This window comes from Streptomyces sp. TRM64462, assembly GCF_013362995.1.
Lineage (GTDB): Bacteria > Actinomycetota > Actinomycetes > Streptomycetales > Streptomycetaceae > Streptomyces.
Genome location: NZ_JABWDV010000367.1, coordinates 1 through 22,885 on the forward strand (window position 1 = coordinate 1; position 22,885 = coordinate 22,885).

Here is a 22,885-nt window from a genome sequence, read left to right on the forward strand (position 1 = left end):
AGCGCGGGCTCGGCCCAGTCCAGGACCGTCGTACGAGGCGGGGCGCCGCCCTCCCACGCCTCGGCGACCGCCCAGCTCGCCGCGCCCGTGCCGCCGCCGACGTCGGTGTGCGCGCCGGGCGCCCAGCCGGGCGCGGCATCGCGCAGCGCGGCGAGCGCGGACCGTACCGCCTCGAACGTGGCGGGCATGCGGTACGCGGCGTACGCGGCGACGTCGGCGCGGTCCCGGAGGACGGGCGCGTCGGTCGGGGTCGTGCCCCGGTAGTTGGCGATGAGCCGGTCGACGGCCTGTGCCGCCTTGCTCGGCGGGAGTCCGTCGAGCAGCCCGGCGAGGGCGGCGCGCAGGGCTTCCGGGGTGGAGGGTGAGGCGTTCACCGATCCATGGTAGGCGGGGCCGTGCGGGCGGCCCGCCACGGACGGCAGAGCCCCAGGAAGCAGCCGACGGCGGCGAGCGCGCACACGAGCTGGACCACGGCCATCGGCACGGCGGTCCGCTCTCCCGCGATGCCGACCAGCGGCGACGCCACGGCGCCGATCAGGAACGAGGACGTGCCGAGCAGCGCGGAGGCGGAGCCGGCCGCGTGCGGGGTGCGCATCAGCGCCTGCGCGTTGGTGTTGGGCAGCGTGAGGCCCATCGCGGACATGAGGACGAAGAGCCCGGCGGCGACCGGCACCAGGCCCGGCTTCCCGAACACACCGCTGGTCATCAGCAGCAGCGCGAGGGCGGCCAGCGTGATCACGGCGAGGCCGGCGCCGAGCGCCTTGTCGAGGCTGACCCGGCCGACCAGCAGCTTGCCGTTGATCTGGCCGACGACGACCAGGCCGACCGAGTTGACGCCGAAGAGGAGGCTGAAGGTCTGCGGGGACGCGCCGTAGATCTCCTGCACGACGAACGGCGACGCGGAGATGTACGCGAAGAGCACGGCGAACGCGAGGCCGCCCGCCAGCGTGTAGCCGGTGAACACACGGTCCGCGAGCAGCCCCCGCATGGTGCGCAGGGCGGCGCCGACGCCGCCGCTGTGCCGCCGGTCGGCGGGCAGCGTCTCGTGGAGCCACTTCCACACGACGAACGTGAGCACCACGCCGACGACGGCCAGGACGTAAAAGACGCCGCGCCAGTCGGTGACCCGCAGGATCTGGCCGCCGATGAGCGGAGCGATGATCGGCGCGACCCCGGAGATCAGCATGAGCGTGGAGAAGAACCGGGCCATCTCGACGCCGTCGTACAGATCGCGGACGACGGCGCGCGCGATGACGATGCCCGCGGCGCCCGCCAGTCCCTGGAGCAGCCGGAACGCGATGAGCAGCTCGGCGCTGGGGGCGAGGGCGCACACGGCGGTCGCCGCCACGTACACGAGCATCCCGACGAGGAGGGGGCGGCGGCGGCCCCACTTGTCGCTCATCGGCCCGACGACGAGCTGGCCGAGCGCCATGCCGGCGAGGCAGGCGGTGAGGGTGAGCTGCACGGTGGCGGCGGGCGCGCTCAGGGACCGGGTGACCTCCGGCAGGGCCGGGAGGTACATGTCCATGGACAGCGGCGGGAGGGCGGTGAGGCCGCCGAGCACGAGGGTGACGAGGAGCCCGGCGCGGCGCGCGGCGGTGGTGGCGGCGGCGACGGGGTGCTGCTGCTCGGAGGCGGCGGGGTGCTGCTCGGAGGCGGCGGGGTGCTGCTCGGTGGCGGCGGTGGGGGTGTCGGTCTGGGGTCGGTCGGTGGATATGGGTCCTCGCGGTGTGCTCGGTCCGCCGCTCTCCGGCATCTCTTCTCCTGTCCTGGGGTGCGCGCCTATGCTCTCAGCCCGAGGCCGATAGTTGAAACCTCAAGAGGGCTTCGAGGACTTCACCGGAGGGGGCGGGCATGGAGCGGAAGGTGCGCTGGGGTGTGCTGGCGACAGGCGGGATCGCCGCGTCGTTCACGAGCGACCTGCTGGAGCTGGCGGACGACGCCGAGGTGGTGGCGGTCGCCTCCCGTACGGCGGAGTCGGCCAAGGCCTTCGCGGAGCGGTTCGGGATACCGCGCGCCTACGGGTCGTGGGCGGAGCTGGCGGCCGACGAGGACGTGGACGTGGTGTACGTCGCCACACCGCACGCCGCGCACCGGGCGGCGGCCGGGCTGTGCCTGGAGGCGGGGAAGGCGGTGCTGTGCGAGAAGCCGTTCACGCTGAACGTACGGGAGGCCGAGGAGCTGGTGGCACTGGCCCGGGAGCGCGGGGCGTTCCTGATGGAGGCCATGTGGATGTACTGCAACCCGGCCATCCGGCGCCTGGCGGAGGTGGTCGCGGACGGGGCGGTCGGGGAGATCCGTACGGTCCACGCGGACTTCGGCCTGGTCGCTCCGGACGACCCCGGGCACCGGCTGCGCGACCCGGCGGCGGGTGGCGGCGCGCTGCTGGACCTGGGCGTGTATCCGGTGGCGTTCGCGCAGCTCCTGCTCGGTGAGCCGGACCGGGTGCGGGCGGACGCGCTGCTGTCGCCGGAGGGCGTCGACCTGAACACGGGGATGCTGCTGGGCTGGGACTCGGGGGCGACGGCGCTGCTGTCCTGCTCGGTCGTCGCGGACACCCCGCTGACCGCGTCGGTGACCGGGACGGCCGGGCGGATCGAGTTCCCGCGCGGCTTCTTCTTCCCGGAGGGTTTCACGCTGTACCGGGAGGGCCGCGACCCGGAGGAGTTCCGGGTCGACGGGCGCCGGGACAGCCTCGGCCACGAGGCGGCGGAGGTCATGAGGTGCCTGCGCGCGGGCGCGACGGAGTCGCCGCTGGTCCCGCTGGACGGGACGCTCGCGGTGATGCGGACGCTCGACGCGGTACGGGAGCGCATCGGCGTCCGCTACCCCGGCGAATAGTCCACATGGCGGCCATATGGGTCCAGGTACCGGACATTCCCGTACGCTGCGCGCCCATGGAGGCTGTACGAGGAAGTGCGGGGACGGCGGGGATCGCGGTGGTGACCGGCGCCGGTTCCGGCATCGGCCGGAGCGTGGCGGTGGCCCTGGCGCAGGCGGGCTGGTCGCTCGCGCTGGCGGGGCGGCGTGCGGAGCCCCTGGCGGAGACGGCGGAGCTGGCGGAGCCGACGGGCGGCGACGCGTTGTGCGTCCCCACGGACGTCACGTCCGAGGAGGCCGTCGCCGCGCTGTTCGCGGCGGTCCGCGAGCGGTACGGGCGCGTGGACCTGCTGTTCAACAACGCGGGTTCGTTCGCGGGCGGCGGCACGCCGGTCGACGAGCTGGCCGCCGACACCTGGCGTCAGGTCGTGGACGTGAACCTGACGGGCACGTTCCTGTGCGCGCAGGCCGCGTTCCGGCAGATGAAGGAGCAGGACCCGCGGGGCGGCCGGATCATCAACAACGGCTCCATCTCGGCGCATGTGCCGCGCCCGCACTCGGTCGCGTACACGGCGACGAAGCACGCGGTGACGGGTCTGACGAAGTCGCTGTCGCTTGACGGCCGCCCGTACCGGATCGCCTGCGGGCAGATCGACGTCGGCAACGCGGCGACGGAGATGACCGCGCGCATGCAGACGGGCATCCTCCAGGCCAATGGCACACTGGCCGCCGAGCCGGTCATGGACGCGGCGGACGTGGCCCGCACGGTGGTGCACATGGCGTCGCTGCCGCTGGAGGCGAACGTGCAGTTCGCGACGGTGATGGCGACGACGATGCCGTACATCGGACGCGGCTGACCGTCACCCGGGAACAATCCGCGGGCCGCCCCGGCGAACTCACCGTGGAGCTCCGCCCCGACGACCACCGGGTGCGGGTGACGGGCACGGGCACCCGCCTGCGAAGCCCGGGCGCCCGGCCGCTCGTCCTTACGCCTGGCCGGTCTCGAAGCGGCTGATCCTGCCGTCCTCGACGACGAAGTGCCACCGGGTGCGCATCTCGCCCCAGGTGTCGTTGCGGTAGCGGGCGATCAGGTCGCGGCCGTCGCCCTTCTCGGACTCGACGTCGAGGTGACCGCGCGAGTCGAAGATCTCCCGCTCGGCCCAGTCCTCCAGGTCGCGGTCGGACCCGTCGTCGGACATGGTGGCGTCGGGCGTGAGGGCGGCGCGGAACGCCTGCCGGTCGTGGGCGTTGACGGCGGCGACGAACGCGCGGACGGCGGGGTCGCTGAGCCGGTCGACGGGAATGGGCACGGGAACCTCCGGGAGGTTACGACGGAATGGGGCCCTGCGCCCCACCGGATACACCGCGCCCTCCGCATCGCGCCGTGCGCCACGGGGGAGGCTCACCCCCATGGACGACATGGGCGACGACATGTGGAAGACGGTCGAGGACCTGCACGCCTGGCTCGGCCGGCACGCGGACCGCACCACCGAGCGGGCCGCGCTGCTCCAGATGCTGAAGCTGTCGGAGGAGGTCGGCGAGGTCGCGGAGGCGGTGATCGGGGCGTACGGGCAGAACCCCCGCAAGGGCACCACGCACACCTGGGACGACGTGCAGGCGGAGCTCTGCGACGTGATCATCACCGCGATGCTGGGGCTGCGCACCCTCACGCCCGACGCGGGCCAGGTGTTCGCCCGGCACCTGACCCGCGTCCACGCCCGCTCGCTGCCGGAGCACGACACCCTGCCGGAGCAGCGGGCCGTGCTACCGGGGCAGGCCGCGCTACCGGGGCAGGCCGCGCCACGGGGGCACGCGGCGCCACCGGAGCACGTGGCGCTACCAGAGCACGGGGAGCCGCTCAGGTAGCCGCTTCATGTAGCGGGTGCGCCAGACGAGCTGGTCGACCGGGACGGCGAGCCGCAGGCCGGGCAGCCGCTCCACGAGCACCTGGAGGGCGACCTCCGCGTGCTTGCGGCCGAGCGCGGTCGCGGGGCAGTAGTGCCGGCCGCCGCCGAAGGACAGGTGCGCCGTGGCGTCGGGCCGGCCGATGACGAACCGGTCGGGTTCGGGGAACCGGGCCGGGTCGTGGTTGGCGCCCTCGACGAGTACGAGGACCAGCTCTCCCTTCCGTACGAGGACGTCCCCGAGGGTCACGTCCTCCAGCGCGAGCCGCGGCAGCCCGTCCCCGATGGACAGGTTGACCCGCAGCAGCTCCTCGACCGCCCCGGGGACGCTCGCGGGCTCGGCGCGCAGTCCGTCCCACACCTCGGGCCGCTGGAACAGCGAGAACAGCGCCATGGTGAGGAACCCGGCCGTGGACACGACACCCGCGCCGAAGAGGGTCACGCCGACCGTGGCGAGCATCTCGTCGGTGAGGTGGGCGTAGTCCGGGTCGTCGCGGAGCGCGGCGAGTTCGGCCATGAGCCCGGTGGTGGCGGGGTCGTCGAGGCGGCGGACCATGTGGGCGATGTCGCGGTCCCAGTTGACGCGGGCGCCGTCGACGGGGCAGGCGGAGTTCATGAACGCGATGTCCAGGCTCCGCGCGAGCAGCGGCGCGTCGTCCTGCGGGATGCCGAGGATGTGGCAGTGCATGCCCGTGGAGTACGGGTCGGCGAACTCGCCGCGCAGGTCGGCGGTGGGCCCGCGCCGGACCAGCTCGTCGACGAGCCGCCCGGCGCTGTCGCGCATCCATTCCACGAGGCCCGGCGCCTTGGGGTTGAGCGCCTTGAGCACGGCCTTGCGCAGCCCGGCCCCGGTGATGTTGCCCATGTTGTTGACGACTTCGGGCGGGATCGTCAGCGCGTACTGGCGCGGCGCCCCGGGCGCGGAGGTGTCCTTGAGCGAGAACCGGTCGTCCTCCAGGACCTGCTTGGCGAGGTCGTACGAGGAGACGAGCCAGGCCTCGTCGCCGGCGATGGTCCGTACGCGGGCGACGGGTTGGGTGGTGCGGAGGTGCTCGACCTCGGGCGGGAGCCGGTCGCCGCGCGCGTCGAAGGGGAAGGCGAGCAGGGGCCTGTCGGTGGTGGCGCTGGTCATCGGGTGGTGGCTCCGTCCGGGTTCGGGGTGAGGATGGCGTGTCCCTGGTTGCGGGAGGCTCGCAGGCCGGAGCCCCGGGAGTAGAGCAGTTCGGCCATCGGCAGCAGCTGGTGGTAGCAGTTGAGCGACGACGGCACGCCGAGGACGGCGGGCGTGTCGACGAACAGCGGGATCTCGGCGCACACGTAGTCCAGGCAGACCTGTTTCCGTGCCTCGGTGACCTCGCCCTTGGTGGCGAGGAAGCCGGCGACCAGCGCGTCGCACGCCCCACGGAAGTCGGCGTCCGTGGCGAGGCGTTCGCGGATGTCGGCGTGGATGGCGCGGTAGGCGGGGTGGTGTACGAAGTCGGACATGGCGTGCCCGCGCAGCCGCGCGTCCTGTCGGCCCTGCCGGTCCTGTCGGCCCTGCCCGTCCTGCCGGCCGGGCCTGTCGCGCCCGTCCGGCCTGCCGTCGCCGGCGAGTGCTTCGACGGCGGCGGTCACCTTGGCCCGTACGCCCCGGATGTTCTTCACGGCCTTGCGGCGCGCGTCGTCGGGGGCGTAGCCGGACGCCTCGTACATCTCCGCGACGTGCAGGTCGGTGTAGACGAGGTCGACGCGGTCGAAGTGCGCGAGCCCCCAGCGGGCGAGGTCCATGACGCGTTCGTGGGAGAAGTAGCTGTTGCCGGGCGATACGCCGATCACCGCGTGCGCGCCCTCGTCGCAGATGACGCGGCAGTGCTCGGTGAAGGGCCGTACATGGAACATGCCGCCCGATGCGAGGGGCGGCATGAGCAGTCGTTCTATTCCGGAGACGGTTTCAGTCGTCAATCCTTCACAGATCCTTCGCGCCGCGAGTCCCCGATGGAGCCCTGTGCTCCGGGTGTGGCGGCGCGCAGTGAAGCTAACGGGGAGACGCCGTGAAGACCACGGGCGTGGGGCGAATTCCAGCCGCCCTCTACCGAGGGGTAGTTGACTCCGCAAGGAGGCGGCCCGCAGCGCCTCCGGCTCCCCTTTCCGCAGGTCGGCGACGGGGTGGCGGGCCCGCATTTCCGGGGGCGAGGCGGGGAGGCCGGGTCCCGGACGCTGTCGGCGGTCCACAGCGCCCTGCGCACCGCGGGATTCGGCTCTGGCGCCCGGACAGGCGTGGCCGAATCTCGCGGCTATATGTCCGCCCGCAGCAGGCCTGCGGGGTTCACGGGGTGCCGTCCACCCGCTCGGACTCCGACTCCTGCTCGTGCTCCTTCTCCTTCTCCGGCTCGGGCTCCTGCGGCCGGCTGCCGCCACCCGCCAGGGCTTTGGCGTGCTGCAGCGCGGTCAGCCGCCGGACGAAGAGGATGGCCAGCACGGCCGCCGCGATGTCGATCACGTAGCCGGCGACCAGGCCGAGGGCCGCGCGCCGCAGATCGTCGCCGTACTCGGCCCGGTCCCATGCCCTGGTGGCGATCCGGTCGACGGCGAGGGAGACGACCCACAGCGTCCACCAGGCGTTGAGGACGCCCCGCGACGCACGCCGCTCCAGCTCGCTGGCGCGCCAGATGTCGCCGGCGATCTGACGCGGGATCCACAGGTTGGCGATCGGGATGAACCAGGCCCCGACGGCCCAGCCGGGGCCCCGCCGCTGCAGGTCCGGGGCGAAGACCTGGGCGTTGCCGCGAACCCGGCGGAACCACACGATGAAGACGACTCCTGTGGCGACCAGCGCCGTCACGTACAGGGAGGCGACCCGGTACATGAGCAGATCGGCCCGTCGGCCGTCGTCGGCGTACTCCCCGGTCCCGCCCTCCAGGATCCGCCCCACGACGGCGTGCGTGTTCAGCGCGGCGTAGACGGCGGCGAGATCGACGGCGATGACGACCGCGAGCAGCGCGACAACGACGTACGACAGCCCGACGGGCGACCGGAGGACGCCCCCGCTCGGGGCGGGCACCGGCGCGCCGCCGCCCACCGCGCAGGCGGGGCAGAGGCCGGCCGCGTCGGTGGCGCCCTGCGCCGCGCATCTGGAACAGATCATGGAAGACGAACCCCCCTTGGGCCATGGCCCCAAAGCACAGAAGAGAAGAACAGAAGAACGAAAAAGCGCCCCTCCCCCAAGGCGCGCCGCGCGACCCGGCGGGCCGCCCGAGGACCATACGCGCTGCTCAGGCAGGGGTCCAGAGGAATACGACCGGCCCGGGCGGCGGTCGCCTGAGTGGAGCGGCGACAGCGGCCCGGGCCGGGGGTGGGGCCGGGGGGCGGGGGTGAGGGTGGGGGCTACCAGAAGATGTGGTCCACGGTGTCGTTGGTGACCGGCGGCTCCTGGAGGCGCTGGCCCGGGAAGAGCGGCCGGGTCAGGCCCGTGTCGTCGTCACCGAGGACGGCAACGGCGCGGGTGTAGTTGACCCAGGAGGAGACGTTGTCGGCGGCCGAGCCGCCGGGGGCGGCCATGGGCAGTTCGTGCAGGTTGACCGGGTAGCCCTCGGCGACACCGTACGCCGGGCCGCTGAAGTTGTAGTCGCGGTAGAGGCACAGGGTGTACATCGGGCACGGTTCGCTGTCGTTCAGCTTGATGACGCCCGGCGGCAGGGGTACGGCCTCGGCGTCGGCCGGCGCGGCGGCGGCGGAGGTCGCGCCCGTGCTCAGCGGCAGGGCCATGGCGGCCAGGACGGCGGCCGCGAGGCCGGCCAGACGGGCGGCGGTCCGCGTGCGGCGCTTCTGCGTGTTCGTCATCCGACTCTCCTCAATGGTCCGGGCGCCCGGATTGTCCCCGAACGCCCGTTGCCCGTACGGCAGATGGAATCCCTGCCGTGGAACCGGAAGGCTCCGCAGCCATCGTCTCCACGCACCCGCGGTGGTCACACCACGCAGCGACTCGATGACGCAAAGTGTTGCTCTGTCCGAATGTTCCACCTTGCGTTCCCCGACCGGCGGAGGGGAAGCGGCCCGATCTGCGGGGACGCGCGGGGACGACCGAGGGACTGCCTGCCGCCTTGGCGACCGCACGCCAGCCGGACCGCCCTGCCTCACCCCCCATACGGGTCAACCGGAGGACCGGGGGCGGCACCGGGAGGCGCACCGCCGGCCGCGCGCGCCGTCCCGGCCGCCGGGTGGCTGGGAGCGGGGTCCGCACATCACCCTGACGACTGCGGCCGCGGCCTATCCTGGAACCGTCGCCGCGGTCCCGTGACTCCGAACGGGAGGGCTCGTGAGCCGCAATCACCGCTTCCACGTCGATCAGGGGGGCCACTCCGTCACCGTCCTGCTCGACGTCCCGGCCGGGGCCATCGAGGTACTGGTCGACGGGAAGGTCGTGGCCGGACTCCGCCACTACCCCCGCACCGACCCGGCCGAGCTGACGGCCGAACTCCCCGGCGAGCCGCCCAGGCCGATCCGCGTCCTCGTCACCCGCCCCGAGCGGGACGGTCCACCCCTGTGCGTACTGGAGAGCGCCGGCACGCGCTACCTGATGCCCCACGTACCCCTGGTCCCCCAGCGCCCCGCCGCCCCCGCGCGCACCACCCACCGCCTACGCCGACGAGCCCGCCGCTGGCTACGGCGCGCGGCCTCACGCTTCGGTACGTAGACGCCTACTCGGGCACTCGGACGTGACATGACCGCCGGAGCGGGCGGAAAGGCAGACGAGTCGGGCTGTACACCGGGAGACCGACCGCACTGCCATGACCTGCACGAACGCGCCAGGAGGGCGCTTCCGCGGCTACCTTGACGGCTACCTTCGATTTCCCGCACCTGCCCCGCGTCTGCCGTTCCGGTGCGGCCGCTGCCCGGAGTCCATCGCTGGCCGACTCTGCACGGCCGTGGCCTATGGCTGCGTGCTCACCCGGCGGGCACGGACATCGTGGTAGACGTACAGGACGATGGTCAGCGCCGTCACCAGATAGAAGAGCCACAGGCCGTAGGTGACTTGGGGCCAGCCACTGCTGTCGTAATAGGGCGGGTTGGACGTGGCCTGCCAGCCGAGGCACACCACGGTGAGCACCGCTGCGCCATAGCCCGCCGGCCTCGTCGGCACCCGAGAGCTCAGGACGAGCAGCATGAGCGCCACCAGCAGCGTCGCCACCCCGACGCCGGCTCCGACGGTGGTGACGGCTCCCCAGGCTCGTGAGTTCCACTCGAAGAAGTCCTCTTCGTCCGCATAGACGATCTGTTTGCCGAACGACCTGACGACGCTGTCGTTCCAGCGTGTCCTGTAAGCGGGCTGGAACAGGACGATCGTGTGCAGCGCCAGCAGTACCGCCGGCGCGACCAGCCGTTGCCACCACTCCTTTCTCGTGGACGGCACGTGCCGCGATGTCGTGGGCGTCTCGGACGCGCGCAGCAGCGAAGCGCACTCGGCGGCGGAGGGCCGCTGTTCGGGACGTGCGGCGGTCATCCGGGTCAGCAGGGACAGTACGGGCTCGCGGATGGAGGATTGGACCCGGGGCATGAGCTGCGTGACGGGCAGTCGGTGGCCGGTGAGCTTCTCGATCAGGACGATCCCTAGCGCGTAGACGTCCGAAGCAGGTGTGGCGGCACGGCCTTGGAGCTGTTCGGGGGCCATGTAGCCGGGGGTTCCGAAGTATTTTCCGGTGGTGGTGGCTGTTCGGGTGAGCGAGGCGTCGTCCCGGGCTATACCGAAGTCCATCAGCACGGTGCGCCCGTCGGCACAGATCATGATGTTGGCGGGCTTGATGTCCCGGTGCACAACCTTCGCCGCGTGGACGTGCGCGAGAACGTCCGCCAAGCGCGCCCCGGTCTCCATGATCGAGTCCACGTGCGAGAACTCCCAGGTGGCGCCGTCCAGTAACTCCATCACGAGGTATGGCAGACTCTGACCGTCGTGGTCGGCCGTTCCGGCGTCGTGAACGGTCACGACGCTGCCGTGGCGGAACGAGGCGAGCGTGCGGGCCTCACGCGCGAACCGCTGAGCCGCCTCTGGGTACTGCATGGCGCCGGTGACGAACTTGATGGCGACCCGCCGGCCGAGAGTACGGTCTGTCGCTTCCCAGACTTCGCCCAAGCCACCCCTGCCCAGGAGGCGTTCGACGCGGTAGCGGTTCCCGACGGCCATGCCCTCGTGCACTCAATCCCCCCTGGCGTCACCCGAGTCGATGAGATGACCAATCTAGAGCAGGTCGCCACGACTGCGTAGGGACAGGGAGTCAGGCCACCAGCCGCCCACTCACGACGGGATTCACCGTCAGAGAAGCCGAAACGGCTGGGTTCGCTGCCAACCACCTTGACTGGATGACAAAGGACCCCCACGGGGGCACCGGCTCCTGCGTACGGGGGCCGCCGCGTCGCAGTCACCACCCCGACACCCCGGAGGAGGTCCTGGTGCGTGTGTACGCGCGGCTCGGTGGCACGTTCTCCGCCTGGATGGCGGAGACGCACCCCGCTTCCCCCGCGAGGGCCTCGCCGCACGCTACGCGGACCACCCGGACGGCAACTACCGCCGGCTGGCCGTCCGGGACCCGGCCGCCACACCCACGCTGATCGAACGGCTGAGCCACGACCCCGAGGTCTGGACGCGCCAGGCGGCGGCCGGCGACCCGCGCCTCCCGCTCCACCGGCTCCGCGAGGCGCTTCACGTCCCCGAACTGGCCTCCAGCGCCGGTGCCAACCCGGCACTCCCCGAAGACGAGATGGCCGCCGCCCTGCGCCGCTCCCCTACGGCTCGTCCGGCCGGGCCGTGGGTGCGCAGGCCATGTTCGGCTTTCCAGGTGACAGAAGAATCGAGTCGGCGAGACGAAGCAGCGCGGTCGCGAGAGACCTCTGACCTGCGATTTCGCTGGTCAGAGGCCCTTTCCGAGGCAAAGCCGCAGGTAGGGGCAGACGAGTCGGGCTGTACGCCGGGTTCTGTTCCCCGGGACCTCGCGGTCGTCGGGGTGACGGCCATCCATCTAGGGCCGGCGTTGCCGCCGGCCTCGTGCGGTCTACCCGCGGACTCGGGCGGGCAGCCCTCGGACGTCCGCGCAGGAGCACCGGGGTGCTCCCTCTTGACCTTGCTCCGGGTGGGGTTTACCGAGCCGCCTGAGTCACCTCAGGCGCTGGTGGTCTCTTACACCACCGTTTCACCCTTACCGAGGGCCGAGGCCCCCGGCGGTCTGCTTTCTGTGGCACTGTCCCGCGGGTCACCCCGGGTGGGCGTTACCCACCACCCTGCCCTGTGGAGCCCGGACGTTCCTCGGGGTGATGGTGGAACCATCGCCACGCGGCCGTCCGCCCGGCTCGTCTGCCGTGTCGACCATGGTACCCGTCGCTTGACCTTGTCGTAGCGTCAACGTTTCTACTGGGCCCATGAGGATCGGAGAGATCGCCGGGCTCGTCGGGGTCAGTACGCGGGCCGTCAGGCACTACCACCGGATCGGGCTGCTGCCCGAGCCGCCGCGGCGGGCCAACGGGTACCGGGAGTACACGGTGCGGGACGCCGTGCTGCTGGCGCGGGTGCGGCGGCTGAGCGAGCTGGGGCTGTCGCTGGACGAGGTGCGGGACGTGCTCGCCGACGACGCGGGGCGGGAGCTCGTCGACGTACTGGAGGAGCTCGACGCGGACCTGGCGCGGCAGGAGGCGGAGCTGCGGGCGCGGCGGGAGCGGCTGGCCGTGCTGCTGGAGCAGGCGCGGGGCGGCGGGCTGCCCGCAGAGGGGCCCGTGTCGCCGGCCCTCACTGAGCTGTTCGCCGACATGGCCCGGTTCAGTGCCGCCCGGGGCGGGCCCGAGCCTCAGGCGGCCGTGCTGGACCGGGAGCTGCTGGCCCTGATGGAGACCATGGGTCAAGGCGACGGCGAGGGCGAGGGCGCGCAGGTCGTCGCGGCCATGCGCGAGGCCGTCGCCGGGCCCGAGGCCCTGGAGCGGGCGTACGACCTGTACGCGCGCCTGGACGAGCTGGCCGACGCCCCGCCGGACGATCCGCGGGTGGAGCCTGCCTCGCGGCTGCTCGTCGAGCTGCTGCCGGACGAGGTCGTGGGGCGGATGGGCGATCTCGATCCGGCGGACGCGGGCTTCCACGCGGCGTTCCTCGCGGAGTTCTCGCCCGCGCAGGCCGAGGTCGTACGGCGGGCGCTGCGCATCGCCGCCGCCGGGCGGGCCGGGGGCGGGTCGTGAGGCGGGGGCTGCGGGCGGTGGCGTACGCCGTCGTGCCCGGGGAGTTCGTCGTGCTCGGGTGTCTGGTGGGCGGGGTGCGCATGGCCGGGTGGCTCGTCCTGGCCGTCGAGGTGCTGTTGCTGCTGTTGCTGCTGTTGCTGGTCGCCGAGGCGGGGACGTTCCTGTGGCTGCGGCGGCAGGGGCTCTCCGCGCGCGATGCCCTGTACGAGCTGGTGCCCGAGCCCGTCGTACGGCTCATGCGGCATGAGCTGGGGCTCATGTGGAGCCTGGTGCGGTGGGTGGCCCGGCGGCGGCACGGGGTGCGGGACGGCGTCGAGGGGTTCGGGCACGCGCGGGACCAGGCCGCGCTCATGTACGGGTTCGCGTTCGTGTGCGTCGTCGAGGCCGTCGGCGTCTCCTGGCTGCTGTGGGACGTGCCCGTGGCGCACGAGGTGTTCCTGCTGCTGGATGTGTACACGGTCCTCTTCGTGCTGGGGCTGCACGCCGCCTCCGTCACGCGGCCGCACCTGCTGGATGGGGCGGCGCGGGTGCTGCGGCTGCGGCAGGGGTGCCACGTCGACGTCTCCGTGCCGCTCGACGCCGTCGATGACGTGTCGTACGACCTGGTGTTCACGCACCGCAAGACGGACGGCGAGCTCGACCTCGTCGTCGGCGGGCAGACCTCCGTCACGCTGCGGCTCGCCGCGCCGGTCGAGGTCGTGGGGCTGCTGGGGAAGCGGCGGAGCGTGCGCGTCGTACGGTTCCACGCGGACGACGCGCGGGGACTGCTGGCGGCCCTCAAGCGGGTACGAACAGCGCCTTGTCCCGCCCCGGGTACGCCTGTGTGAGCCGTACGTCCAGCCGCTCCCCCAGCGGCAGCGGGGCGCCGCCCGGGTCCTCAACGCGGGCCACCACGGCCGGGGCCTCCAGGTGGACGGTGCCCACCGACGCGTCCTCGTCCCGCACGTCCACGACCACGGCGCCCGGGAACACTTCGCCCACACGGTCCATGAGGAGGGCCGCCTCCACGATGTCCACGCACGCGCGCTCGACGCGGTTCGCGAGGCGCGTCCCCTCGGCCATCTCCTGCGGCAGCCCCGCCAGCGCGGCCCGCACCCACTCGGGCGGCTCCTGCCCGGCGACGGCCGCGACGCACAGCTCGCCCGCGTACCGGTCGACGAGGCGGCGCAGCGGGGCCGTGCAGTGCGTGTACTCGTCGGCGACGGCCGCGTGCAGGGCGGGCATCGGCGGGTTGCCGTCGGTGAAGACCGTGTAGCCGGCGCCGCGCAGCAGGGTCGTGCAGTCCTGGAGGAAGGCGGCGTGCCGGGGCTCGCTCGGGTCCAGGGTGCGGAGGAGGGCGGCGTACGACACGTGGTGCGGCCAGTCGACGCGCAGGGCCCGCGCGGAGCGCCGCAGGCGGGCGACGGCGCCGTCGGGCGCGGTCGGCAGGGTGCGCAGGACGCCGGTGCCTGCGGCCGTCATCAGGTCGGCGGCGGCCATGCCGGTGAGCAGGGAGATCTGCGCGTTCCAGGCGTCGGCGGGGCGCGGGGCACGGAAGGCCAGGTGGTAGCGGCCGTCGACCTCGGTGATCTCCTGCTCCGGTACGCGGAGGGAGATCCCGCCCCGTTCGGCCTCCAGCTCCTCGCGGAGACGGCCGATGTCGCGGAGCAGCGCGACCGGCTCCTCCGCGGTGCCCGTGTCGAGCTGCCCCTGGACGGTCGCGTAGTCGAGGCGCGCGCGGCTGCGGACCAGGGCGCGGTGCACGTCGGTGGCGACGCGGCGGCCGTACGCGTCGAGGTCGACCCGCCACAGCAGCGCGGGCGCGACCTGCCCGGGCAGCAGGCTCGCGGCGCCCTCCGAGAGGACGGGCGGGTGGAGCGGGACCCGGCCGTCCGGGAAGTACAGGGTGAGGACGCGGCGGTGCGCCTCCGCGTCGAGGGCGCCGGCCGGGGCGACGAAGGCCGCGACGTCCGCGATGGCGTAGTGCACGCGGTACCCGCCGTCGGCGCGGCGCGCCAGGTGCATGGCCTGGTCCAGGTCCGTGGAGCCGGGCGGGTCGATCGTGAAGAGCGGCAGGTCGGTGGCGTCCCGCCCGGGGAGCCGGGGCGCCTTCACCGCGGCCTCCGCCTCGGCGAGTACGCCGGGCGGGAAGCCGCGTGGCACGTCGAGTTCGGTGCGCAGCGCACGCAGCGCGGTCCGCAAGGGGGCATCGGCGGCGCCGGTCACATGCAGATGGCGGCGGGGCATACGCCGAGCGTAGGTCGCGGAGCGCGACGCGGCACTTTGTACGGCGCGGCACTTTGTACGAGGCGGCACTTTGTACGAGGCGGCACTTTGTACGCTGGCACGCGGCACCGTGGGCGAACGGCACGCCGCGGACGGCTGCGGCGCGCGGTGCGGCTGTGGCCGTGGCTATGCCTGTGGCTGTGGCTGCGGCTGTGGCCGCGGTGCCTGGGGCCGCACCCCCGCTTTCCGTACGTACGAAGGAGAACCACGTGCTCGTCCTGTTGCCGCCCTCGGAAGGCAAGGCCGCTTCGGGGCGCGGCGCGCCGCTGAAGCCCGAGTCGCTGTCGCTGCCGGGGCTCGCCGACGCGCGGGCGGCCGTGCTGGCGGAGCTGGTGGAGCTGTGCGCGGCCGACGAGGAGAAGGCGCGCGACGTGCTGGGCCTGAGCGAGGGCCTGCGCGGCGAGGTCACGAAGAACACGGAGCTGCGGACCGCCGGCGCCCGCCCGGCCGGTGAGATCTACACGGGCGTCCTGTACGACGCGCTGGGCCTGGCCACGCTGGACGCGGCGGCGCGGAAGCGGGCGCGGGCGTCGCTGCTGGTGTTCTCGGGCCTGTGGGGTGCGGTACGGATCGACGACCGCATCCCGTCGTACCGCTGCTCCATGGGCGTGAAGCTGCCCGGGCTCGGCGCGCTGGGCGCGTACTGGCGGGCGCCGATGGCGGAGGTCATGCCGGAGGCCGCCGGTACGGGGCTGGTGCTGGACCTGCGGTCGGCCGCGTACGCGGCGGCGTGGCGGCCGAAGGGCGAGGTGGCCGGGCGTACGGCGACGGTGCGGGTGCTGCACGCGCCGACGCGGAAGGTGGTCAGCCACTTCAACAAGGCGACGAAGGGCCGCATCGTACGGAGCCTGCTGGAGGCGGGCGCCGGGCCGTCGTCGCCCGGCGAGCTCGTGGAGGCGCTGGGGGACCTGGGGTACGTCGTCGAGGCCGAGGCGCCGGGGCGGGCCGGGAAGGCCTGGTCGCTGGACGTGCTGGTGGACGAGATCCACTGACCCGCCGGGTCGCGCCGCCACCGCTCCCCGCGCGGGGCGGCGCGCCTCCCTCGGTGCCCGAACGGGCCCCTCAGCGGAGATGAGAGGTGTCGTTGAGGAGGCGGACCGAGGCGTTGCCGTCCTTGTAGTACGCCACCGCCGACAGGGACGCCGCCGACAGCTCCATGCGGAACAGCGCCTCGGGCGGTGCGCCCAGGGCGAGGCGTACGAGTGTCTTGATCGGCGTGACGTGCGTGACGAGCAGGACCGTCCGCCCCGCGTAACGCTCCGTCAGGCGGTCGCGGGCCGCGGCGACCCGGCGTGAGACCGCCGTGAACGACTCGCCGCCCGTGGGCGCGGCCTTCGGCGAGGCGAGCCAGGCGTCCAGGTCGTCGGGGTAGCGCTCCTGCACCTCGGCGAAGGTCATGCCCTCCCAGGCGCCGAAGTCGGCCTCGCGCAGGCCGTCCTCGATCCGTACGTCGAGGCCGAGGCGCGCGGCGACCACCTGGGCGGTCTGGCGGCAGCGCAGCAGCGGCGACGACACGATCTCCTGGACCGTGCCGCGCGCGGCGAGCACCGCCGCGGCCGCCTCGGCCTGGCGGCGGCCCACCGGGGACAGCTCCGGGTCGCTGCCGCCGCTGCCCGAGAACCGCTTCTGGGGCGTGAGCGCCGTCTCGCCGTGCCGCAGCAGCACGAACGTGGCCGGCGCCCCGAGGTCGGCCGGCGCCGCCCAGCCGACGGGCGGCGTCGCCGGGGTCGGCGCCGCTTCCGGCTCCGGAGCCGGGGCCACGGCTTCGGGCGGCGGGGTGGTGCCTGCGGGGGCCGTCGGGGCAGTTGCGGGGGCCGTGGGGGCAGCGGTCGGGGGGGCGGTCTGGGCGGTGGTCGGGGCGGTTGCGGGACCCGTCGGGGCAGCGGTCGGGGCGGTTGCGGGGGCCGTCGCCGAGGCGGGTGCGGGGGCCGTCGGTGCCTCGACCGGGGTGGCGCCTGCCGCAGGCGCCGTGCCCTCGCGGGGCGCCGTGCCCTCGCGGGGCGTGGTGTCCGTCGGGACGCCCACCGCCGCCGGTGACGCGGCGGGCGTGGCCTCCGTGCCCGTCGGCTTCGTCGCCGTCGCCAGGGCCGCGCGGGCCTTCGCCGCGCCCGCCGTCGCGTCGCCGACCACCCGTGCCGCGCCCGCGTCCAGCGCGGCCCTCGACGTGGACGGCTGCCACTGCCTGCCCTGCCGGCCCGCGTCCATCGCCTCGTTGGCAAGCCGGTCCGCGTGCTTGTTCCGTTCGCGCGGGATCCACTCGTACGTGACCTGACCGCGCGGGTAGATCCGCGCCGCCTCCGCCGCGAGCGGCTTCATGTCCGGGTGCTTGATCTTCCAGCGGCCCGACATCTGCTCCACGACGAGCTTGGAGTCCATCCGTACGTGGACCGACGCCTCGGGCGCCAGTTCGTACGCCGCCCGCAGCCCGGCCAGCAGTCCCTTGTACTCGGCGACGTTGTTCGTGGCGACGCCGATGTACTCGGCCGCCTCCGCCAGCGCCTCGCCCGACTCCGGGTCCAGGACCACCGCGCCGTAGCCGGCGGGGCCCGGGTTGCCCCGGGAGCCGCCGTCGGCCTCGACGATCAGCTCCCGCATTACAGGCCCGACTCCGCCGTACGGACCAGGATGCGGCGGCAGTTCTCGCACCGTACGACCGTGTCGGGCGCGGCGGCCCGTACGTCGTTCAGCTCCGTGATGTTGAGCTCGATGTGGCAGCCCTCGCAGCGGCGCTGGTACAGGCGGGCCGCGCCCACACCGCCCTGCTGCTCGCGGATCTTCTCGTACAGCTTCATCAGATCCGCCGGGACCGAATCCGCCACGAGCGCGCGCTCCTTGGCGACCGACGCCGCCTCGGCGTCCAGCTCCTCCTGCGCGCGGTCGCGGCGGGCCGTCGCGTCGTCGCTCTTCGCCTGGACGGAGGCGACGCGCTCGGTCAGCTCGTTCACGCGCTCCTGCGCCGACTCGCGGCGCTCCATGACCTCGAGGACGACGTCCTCCAGGTCACCCTGGCGCTTGGAGAGCGACACGATCTCCTTCTGGAGGTTCTCCAGGTCCTTCGGGGACGTGATGGCCCCCGAGTCCAGGCGCTGCTGGTCGCGGGCGGCACGCTGGCGGACCTGGTCGACGTCCTGCTCCGCCTTCGTCTGCTCGCGGGCGCAGTCGCTCTCCTCGGTCTGCGCGGCGACGAGCAGGTCCCGGAGCTGCGTGAGGTCCTTGTTCAGCGACTCGATCTCGGCGTGCTCGGGCAGCGTCCTGCGCTTGTGCGCGAGCTGCGAGAGGCGCGTGTCCAGGGCCTGGACGTCGAGAAGTCGGATCTGGTCGGCGGGCGCGGCGTTCAGTTGGGGGCTCCAGGAGAGGCTGAGGTGTGATGAGCGGAGGATGCGGAGGATCCGGACGTTGCCGAAGGTGCCGTGTGGTGGGCCGCCCACGGGTCGGTGACCGTCTTGGAGACGTGCACCCGCAGGTTCCAGCCGTGGCGGTCGGAGATCGCGTCGAGCTGCGCGGCTGCGAGCTCGCACCAGGGCCACTCGGTGGCCCAGTGAGCGGCGTCGACCAGACCGAGCGGTGTGTGCTGCGTGGCCTCCGACGCCGGATGGTGGCGCAGGTCGGCCGTCAGGAACGCGTCGACGCCCGCCGCGCGTACGGCGTCGAACAGGCTGTCGCCCGAGCCGCCGCTGACGGCGACACGGCGGACCGGCGCGTCGAGGTCGCCCGCCACGCGGATGCCCTGCGCGGTCGCGGGCAGCCGCTCGGCGGCGCGGGCCGCGAACTCCCGGAGCGTTTCCGGGTGGTCCAGCTCGCAGATACGGCCGAGGCCGTTCTCGGGGACCAGGGGGCCGACCACGCGCAGGTCCAGCGCGCCGGCGAGGGCGTCGGACACGCCGGGGTCGGCGGTGTCCGCGTTCGTGTGCGCGACGTGGAGGGCGATGTCGTGCTTGATGAGCGTGTGCACGACGCGGCCCTTGAAGTGCGAGGCCGCGACGGTCGTCGTCCCGCGCAGGTAGAGCGGGTGGTGGGTGACGATGAGCTGGGCGCCGAGCTTGATCGCCTCGTCGGCGATCTCCTGGACGGGGTCCACGGCGAAGAGGACCCGGTCCACTTCGGCGTCCGGGTCGCCGCAGACGGTGCCGACGGCGTCCCATTGCTCGGCCCGCTCGGGGGGCCAGAGGGCGTCGAGCTCGGCGAGGACTTCGGTGAGGCGTGGCACGGGTGCAAGGCTACCCGCAAGGGCTGGGAGGGGCTCCGCCCCTCCCAGACCCACCCCGCCCCGGGCTTGCCCCCCGGCACGGGCACCCGGCGTGCGGTCCCGCTGCGGGGGTGCGCTCCGGTCGCCGGTTGCGCTGTGGGGCGATGTGCCGGCCGGTTCCGCTGCGGCGCGGTGCGTTCGCCAGTACCGCCGGTTCCGCCGGTTCTGCTGTGGGCATGCGTTCCGCCAAGGGCGGAACGGGTGGGCACAGCAGAACCGGCCGCCCGCACTCCCTGTTCGCGGTCACCACGACGGCGGTGCGCCTTACGCCCGTGCCTGGGTCGGGGCCGCTCCGGGGCTCACCTCCTCGGATTGGCGGGCCCGGGCCCCGGAACGCGAAGCGTTTCGGCACCGCCAATCCTGCGGGGGCGACCCCTACGCGTCCCCTCCCGCCGTACGGCGACCGCACTCCGGTGCGTCTACTTGACGAGGTGGCCGCTCAGGTCGTCGAGGACCTTGTCCGCCGCCGTGACGCCGAGGCCCAGGTACCAGGTCTCGTCGGGGACGTCCACCGCCTGGCCGGACTTGACGGCCTTGAGGTTCTTCCAGAGGGGGTTCGCCTCGGCGGTGTCGCGCTTGGTCTTCTTCACGTCGCCGTACACGCCCGTGAAGATCCAGTCCGCGTCGGCCGCGTCGATGTTCTCGGGGCTCACCTCGGTGGCGAGGTCGTCGATCTGCTGGTTCTTCGGGCGGGGCAGGCCGGCGTCGTCGAGGATGACGCCGATGAAGGACGCGCGGGCGTAGAGGCGGATACGGTCCGGGAGGTAGCGGACCATCGAGATGGTCGGCTTGTCGGCGCCGACGGCCTCGCCGAGCTTCTTCGCCTTGGCCTCGTAGGCCGCCAGCTTCGCCTTCGCCTCGGCGGTCTTGTCGAGGGCGGCCGCGTTGAGGAGGTAGTTCTCCTTCCACGTGAAGCCGGGGCGGAGCGAGAAGACCGTGGGGGCGATCTTGGAGAGTTCCTTGTACTTGTCCGCCGCGCGGAGCTGGCTGCCGAGGATCAGGTCGGGCTTGAGCGCGGCGATGGCCTCCAGGTTGAGGCTGTTGATGGTGCCGACGCTCTTGGGCGTGCCGCCGTCCTGGGCGAGGTAGCTCGGCAGGTCCGGGTCGCCCTCGGCGGGGGCGAAGCCGACGGGCTTGATGCCGAGGGAGACGACGTTGTCGAGCTCGCCGACGTCGAGGACGACGACCCGCTGCGGCGCCGCCTTGATCTCGGTGGTGCCCATGGCGTGGGTGACGGTGCGCGGGAACTGGCCGGGCTTGGCGTCGGTGCCCATGGCGGCGGTCTTCGCGCGGGCGTCGCCGAAGTCCTTGCCGCCCTGGGCGACGGACTTCTTGCCGCCCGCGTCGGCCTGAGGCGACGCGGAGCCGGTGCCGGCCTTGTCCGTGGTTCCGGCGCCGCAGGCCGTGAGGGTGAGGGCGGCGGCGAGGGCGACGACGGCGGCGCCTCGACGGCGTACGGTCCGTGTGGACATGGTGGCTCCTGAGGGGACAGTCGCGCGGCAGCCGGATCGCCAGCTTCCGCTTAGGGCTGCCTTACCTTACTCATCACCGGCATCTGTCAGCACACCACCCCCCTCCCCCTCAGCCGAACACGGCCACCGCCACCCGTACGTGTGAAGCGGGCAGGCTCGCGTGGTCGGGGTTGACGTGCGAAAACTAGCTTCGGTGGCCGGAGGTGACGAGCGATGACAGCCTGTGCCATCGAGACCACCGCGCAGGACGGCGACGGCGCGGCCCGCCGGCCCGAGTTCACGATCGCGTCCGACGGCTCGTACGCGGCGCGGCTCGCCGGAGAGGGCGAGGCGCTGTTCCCCGAGCGCTGGACGCTGGACGGGCCGGAGCCGTACGCGGTGCCGCTGCCGCTCGGGCAGCCGGAGGAGCGGGACGCTCAGCTCCTGCCGCTCGCGGACGGGCGGGTGCTGATCGGGCGTCGGGTGGGCGGGCGGTGCGCGTTCTCGCTGCTGTACCCGACGGGGCCCGCGACCGGTGAGGTGCCGCTCGGCGGGGTCGAGGCGGAGTCGGTGCGGCTGCTGCCACCGTCGCCGGACGGCAGGTCCGCGTACGCGCTGGCCGTGGGCGGGCGTTCCACGGCGATCTGGCAGGTGGCGGGCGGCGCGTTCGGGCCCGAGCACGTGGCCGAGGTGAAGGGGCGCTGCACGGGCGGGGTGTGGCTGGACCGGGCCGGGCAGTTGCTCGCGCTGGACCGGGAGTTCGAGGGAGGCGGGCCCGTCAAGGCCGTCGCCGTCGACCTGGGGCGCGGAGGCGAGGTGACGCCGCTGCTCCAGATCACCGAGGAGAGCCATGACCGGCTGCTGCTGGCCGATCCGGACAGCGGGCTGCTGCTCATCCGGTCCGACGCGCCGTCGCCGGGGCAGGGGCGGCTCGGCTGGGGTGTGCTGGGCAGTACGCGGCCGGTGCGGTTCCCGGAGAGCCTGCGGTCGGCGGAGGCGGCGGTGACACCGTTCGCCGTGCAGCCGGGGCAGGTGCTGATGCCGGAGAGCTGCGCGGTGGCGCTGCGCATCGACGGGGCGGCCGGCAGCTGGGTCGGCGTGTGGCGCCCCGCCTCCCGGCGGCTGGTGCAACTCCCGGCGCCCGAGGGATGGTTGTGCGGTACGGGGCTGTGGACGCGGGACGGGGTGCTGCTCCTGCCGTACGCGACGGACGCCGCGCCGTGCGGCCTCGCCCGTGTCGAGGGCGCCGCGGACGCCCTCGTACCGGAGGCGCCGGCTCCGGCGGCCGCCCGGGCGAGCGCGCCCGCGCCGGAGGAACCCGCAGGTGGGGAGCCGTCCGAGGGGCGGCGGGCGCCCGCGGTGTGCAGGCCGGTGCCGTTGCAGCAGGCACCTCTCACCGGCCGTACGGCGCCCGGTTAGACTCTCGGGCCGCACATCAACAGCGATCACTACGGGGTGACTTCACCACATGTCTGAAGCCCGCACCGACACGACCCACGCGCTGCGACAGCAGGGGGACGCCGGCGGCTCCGGAAAGCACCGCGGCGGCGCGGCGACGTCGGAGGACACGACGGCGCAGCCGCACGGCCGCCACCGCAGGGAGCCGGACCACGGCAACGCCGCGGCGGCCTGACCGTCCTTCGCGACACCACGGAGGGGGCCTCCCGGGAGATCCCCGGGCGGCCCCCTTCGTCATGCCGGTGCCGTACGCGTCACTCGTCGAGGCTCATGTACAGGCGCGTGCCCCGCGGCCGGTAGCCGAGGCGTTCGTAGACGCGCCGCGAGCCGTCGCCCGAGTACTCGAGCCACACCGACCCCGCGCCCCGCGCGAACATCGCCCGCGTGAGCTCGGCGGTCACAGCGGCGGCGACGCCCCGGCCCCGGAAGGCGGGCCGGGTACCGATGCCGGCCGCCTCGCACGTGCCGACGGCGGGCGGTGAGCACAGGGCGCCGCCCGCGACACCGCTGCCGTCGGGCGCCCGTACGAAACGGACGGCGCCGCCGCTCTC

General features: G+C 73.5%; 22 protein-coding genes, 1 other RNA gene and 1 pseudogene. 9 read left to right on the top strand and 15 right to left on the bottom strand.

The window, feature by feature from the left end; all coding sequences use genetic code 11:
* Both HTZ82_RS20195 and HTZ82_RS20200 read right to left on the bottom strand, forming a co-directional pair.
* The coding region (locus HTZ82_RS20195; protein ID WP_309235588.1) for a small ribosomal subunit Rsm22 family protein at nucleotides 1-374 on the bottom strand (374 nt) is incomplete at its 3' end.
* The gene (locus tag HTZ82_RS20200; RefSeq protein WP_175410835.1) at nucleotides 371-1,756 is read right to left on the bottom strand and encodes a Bcr/CflA family multidrug efflux MFS transporter; all 1,386 of its coding nucleotides are present in this window, start codon (nucleotides 1,754-1,756) and stop codon (nucleotides 371-373) included. The genes HTZ82_RS20200 and HTZ82_RS20195, both read right to left, overlap by 4 nt.
* 98 nt (nucleotides 1,757-1,854) lie before the next feature.
* Here HTZ82_RS20200 and HTZ82_RS20205 point away from each other — a divergent pair, with 98 nt between their 5' ends.
* Entirely contained in the window at nucleotides 1,855-2,841 is a 987-nt protein-coding gene (locus HTZ82_RS20205; RefSeq protein WP_175410836.1) for a Gfo/Idh/MocA family protein, read from the top strand.
* Nucleotides 2,842-2,897: 56 nt separating this feature from the next.
* Nucleotides 2,898-3,677 carry an SDR family oxidoreductase gene (locus HTZ82_RS20210; protein WP_175410837.1) on the top strand — a complete coding sequence of 260 codons (780 nt, stop codon included), beginning with the start codon at nucleotides 2,898-2,900 and terminating at the stop codon, nucleotides 3,675-3,677.
* A gap of 129 nt (nucleotides 3,678-3,806) precedes the next feature.
* Here HTZ82_RS20210 and HTZ82_RS20215 read toward each other — a convergent pair whose 3' ends face one another.
* Entirely contained in the window at nucleotides 3,807-4,130 is a 324-nt protein-coding gene (locus tag HTZ82_RS20215) for a nuclear transport factor 2 family protein (RefSeq protein ID WP_175410838.1), read from the bottom strand.
* A gap of 100 nt (nucleotides 4,131-4,230) precedes the next feature.
* Here HTZ82_RS20215 and HTZ82_RS20220 point away from each other — a divergent pair.
* Nucleotides 4,231-4,548 (top strand): annotated as a pseudogene (locus HTZ82_RS20220) (MazG-like family protein); the annotation flags it as partial.
* A 108-nt stretch (nucleotides 4,549-4,656) separates the two neighbouring features.
* Here HTZ82_RS20220 and HTZ82_RS20225 read toward each other — a convergent pair.
* From HTZ82_RS20225 to HTZ82_RS20240, 4 genes are all read right to left on the bottom strand, one after another.
* Nucleotides 4,657-5,856, bottom strand: coding sequence for a cytochrome P450 (locus tag HTZ82_RS20225; protein ID WP_175410839.1), 1,200 nt, complete (start codon nucleotides 5,854-5,856; stop codon nucleotides 4,657-4,659).
* Nucleotides 5,853-6,665: a tRNA-dependent cyclodipeptide synthase gene (locus HTZ82_RS20230; protein WP_254711996.1), complete on the bottom strand. Its 813-nt coding sequence runs from the start codon at nucleotides 6,663-6,665 to the stop codon at nucleotides 5,853-5,855. Before HTZ82_RS20230 ends, HTZ82_RS20225 begins: the two co-directional genes overlap by 4 nt.
* Nucleotides 6,666-7,029: 364 nt before the next feature.
* Nucleotides 7,030-7,848, bottom strand: a complete 819-nt coding sequence (locus HTZ82_RS20235; RefSeq protein WP_175410840.1) for a DUF4328 domain-containing protein — start codon at nucleotides 7,846-7,848, stop codon at nucleotides 7,030-7,032.
* Nucleotides 7,849-8,087: 239 nt separating this feature from the next.
* Entirely contained in the window at nucleotides 8,088-8,543 is a 456-nt protein-coding gene (locus tag HTZ82_RS20240) for a peptidase inhibitor family I36 protein (protein ID WP_175410841.1), read from the bottom strand.
* Between the two features lie 475 nt (nucleotides 8,544-9,018).
* Between HTZ82_RS20240 and HTZ82_RS20245 the strand changes: the two genes are divergently transcribed.
* Nucleotides 9,019-9,396, top strand: a complete 378-nt coding sequence (locus tag HTZ82_RS20245; RefSeq protein ID WP_175410842.1) for a hypothetical protein — start codon at nucleotides 9,019-9,021, stop codon at nucleotides 9,394-9,396.
* A 237-nt stretch (nucleotides 9,397-9,633) separates the two neighbouring features.
* Here HTZ82_RS20245 and HTZ82_RS20250 read toward each other — a convergent pair whose 3' ends face one another.
* Complete coding sequence (locus HTZ82_RS20250; protein ID WP_217624373.1) at nucleotides 9,634-10,893, bottom strand: serine/threonine-protein kinase; 1,260 nt, start codon at nucleotides 10,891-10,893, stop codon at nucleotides 9,634-9,636.
* Between the two features lie 749 nt (nucleotides 10,894-11,642).
* Nucleotides 11,643-12,044, bottom strand: an RNA gene (gene rnpB / locus HTZ82_RS20255) — RNase P RNA component class A.
* 66 nt (nucleotides 12,045-12,110) lie between these two features.
* On the opposite strand from rnpB, the gene HTZ82_RS20260 reads away from it, so the two are divergent.
* Together HTZ82_RS20260 and HTZ82_RS20265 are read left to right on the top strand one after the other, a co-directional pair.
* Nucleotides 12,111-12,914 (top strand): MerR family transcriptional regulator, encoded by an 804-nt coding sequence (locus tag HTZ82_RS20260; protein WP_175410844.1) that lies wholly within the window; start codon nucleotides 12,111-12,113, stop codon nucleotides 12,912-12,914.
* Complete coding sequence (locus tag HTZ82_RS20265) at nucleotides 12,911-13,741, top strand: hypothetical protein (protein ID WP_175410845.1); 831 nt, start codon at nucleotides 12,911-12,913, stop codon at nucleotides 13,739-13,741. Before HTZ82_RS20260 ends, HTZ82_RS20265 begins: the two co-directional genes overlap by 4 nt.
* On the opposite strand, the gene HTZ82_RS20270 is transcribed toward HTZ82_RS20265, so the two are convergent.
* Nucleotides 13,692-15,140 (bottom strand): RNB domain-containing ribonuclease, encoded by a 1,449-nt coding sequence (locus tag HTZ82_RS20270; RefSeq protein ID WP_175410846.1) that lies wholly within the window; start codon nucleotides 15,138-15,140, stop codon nucleotides 13,692-13,694. The genes HTZ82_RS20265 and HTZ82_RS20270 overlap by 50 nt on opposite strands.
* 248 nt (nucleotides 15,141-15,388) lie before the next feature.
* On the opposite strand from HTZ82_RS20270, the gene yaaA reads away from it, so the two are divergent.
* Nucleotides 15,389-16,171, top strand: a complete 783-nt coding sequence (gene yaaA, locus HTZ82_RS20275; RefSeq protein ID WP_175410847.1) for a peroxide stress protein YaaA — start codon at nucleotides 15,389-15,391, stop codon at nucleotides 16,169-16,171.
* Nucleotides 16,172-16,241: 70 nt separating this feature from the next.
* Here yaaA and HTZ82_RS20280 read toward each other — a convergent pair whose 3' ends face one another.
* The 4 genes from HTZ82_RS20280 to HTZ82_RS20295 form a co-directional block, all read right to left on the bottom strand.
* Nucleotides 16,242-17,774, bottom strand: coding sequence for a bifunctional RNase H/acid phosphatase (locus HTZ82_RS20280; protein ID WP_175410848.1), 1,533 nt, complete (start codon nucleotides 17,772-17,774; stop codon nucleotides 16,242-16,244).
* Nucleotides 17,774-18,517, bottom strand: a complete 744-nt coding sequence (locus HTZ82_RS20285) for a zinc ribbon domain-containing protein (RefSeq protein WP_217624378.1) — start codon at nucleotides 18,515-18,517, stop codon at nucleotides 17,774-17,776. Before HTZ82_RS20285 ends, HTZ82_RS20280 begins: the two co-directional genes overlap by 1 nt.
* Nucleotides 18,514-19,386 (bottom strand): Nif3-like dinuclear metal center hexameric protein, encoded by an 873-nt coding sequence (locus HTZ82_RS20290; protein WP_175410849.1) that lies wholly within the window; start codon nucleotides 19,384-19,386, stop codon nucleotides 18,514-18,516. Before HTZ82_RS20290 ends, HTZ82_RS20285 begins: the two co-directional genes overlap by 4 nt.
* Before the next feature lie 458 nt (nucleotides 19,387-19,844).
* Nucleotides 19,845-20,897, bottom strand: coding sequence for an ABC transporter substrate-binding protein (locus HTZ82_RS20295; protein WP_175410850.1), 1,053 nt, complete (start codon nucleotides 20,895-20,897; stop codon nucleotides 19,845-19,847).
* Nucleotides 20,898-21,110: 213 nt separating this feature from the next.
* On the opposite strand from HTZ82_RS20295, the gene HTZ82_RS20300 reads away from it, so the two are divergent.
* Both HTZ82_RS20300 and HTZ82_RS20305 read left to right on the top strand, forming a co-directional pair.
* The gene (locus HTZ82_RS20300) at nucleotides 21,111-22,295 is read left to right on the top strand and encodes a hypothetical protein (protein ID WP_175410851.1); all 1,185 of its coding nucleotides are present in this window, start codon (nucleotides 21,111-21,113) and stop codon (nucleotides 22,293-22,295) included.
* Between the two features lie 49 nt (nucleotides 22,296-22,344).
* Nucleotides 22,345-22,509, top strand: a complete 165-nt coding sequence (locus tag HTZ82_RS20305; protein ID WP_175410852.1) for a hypothetical protein — start codon at nucleotides 22,345-22,347, stop codon at nucleotides 22,507-22,509.
* 79 nt (nucleotides 22,510-22,588) lie between these two features.
* Here HTZ82_RS20305 and HTZ82_RS20310 read toward each other — a convergent pair.
* Nucleotides 22,589-22,885: GNAT family N-acetyltransferase (locus HTZ82_RS20310; protein ID WP_175410853.1), on the bottom strand; the 297-nt coding region annotated here is incomplete at its 5' end.

Bases quoted from the DNA above. Each gene is read 5' to 3' on its own strand.
- HTZ82_RS20200 (WP_175410835.1), bottom strand. From the start codon at position 1,756: ATGCCGGAGAGCGGCGGACCGAGCACACCGCGAGGACCCATATCCACC.
- HTZ82_RS20205 (WP_175410836.1), top strand. From the start codon at position 1,855: ATGGAGCGGAAGGTGCGCTGGGGTGTGCTGGCGACAGGCGGGATCGCC.
- HTZ82_RS20210 (WP_175410837.1), top strand. From the start codon at position 2,898: ATGGAGGCTGTACGAGGAAGTGCGGGGACGGCGGGGATCGCGGTGGTG.
- HTZ82_RS20225 (WP_175410839.1), bottom strand. From the start codon at position 5,856: ATGACCAGCGCCACCACCGACAGGCCCCTGCTCGCCTTCCCCTTCGAC.
- HTZ82_RS20235 (WP_175410840.1), bottom strand. From the start codon at position 7,848: ATGATCTGTTCCAGATGCGCGGCGCAGGGCGCCACCGACGCGGCCGGC.
- HTZ82_RS20240 (WP_175410841.1), bottom strand. From the start codon at position 8,543: ATGACGAACACGCAGAAGCGCCGCACGCGGACCGCCGCCCGTCTGGCC.
- HTZ82_RS20260 (WP_175410844.1), top strand. From the start codon at position 12,111: ATGAGGATCGGAGAGATCGCCGGGCTCGTCGGGGTCAGTACGCGGGCC.
- HTZ82_RS20270 (WP_175410846.1), bottom strand. From the start codon at position 15,140: ATGCCCCGCCGCCATCTGCATGTGACCGGCGCCGCCGATGCCCCCTTG.
- HTZ82_RS20280 (WP_175410848.1), bottom strand. From the start codon at position 17,774: ATGCGGGAGCTGATCGTCGAGGCCGACGGCGGCTCCCGGGGCAACCCG.
- HTZ82_RS20295 (WP_175410850.1), bottom strand. From the start codon at position 20,897: ATGTCCACACGGACCGTACGCCGTCGAGGCGCCGCCGTCGTCGCCCTC.
- HTZ82_RS20300 (WP_175410851.1), top strand. From the start codon at position 21,111: ATGACAGCCTGTGCCATCGAGACCACCGCGCAGGACGGCGACGGCGCG.
- HTZ82_RS20305 (WP_175410852.1), top strand. From the start codon at position 22,345: ATGTCTGAAGCCCGCACCGACACGACCCACGCGCTGCGACAGCAGGGG.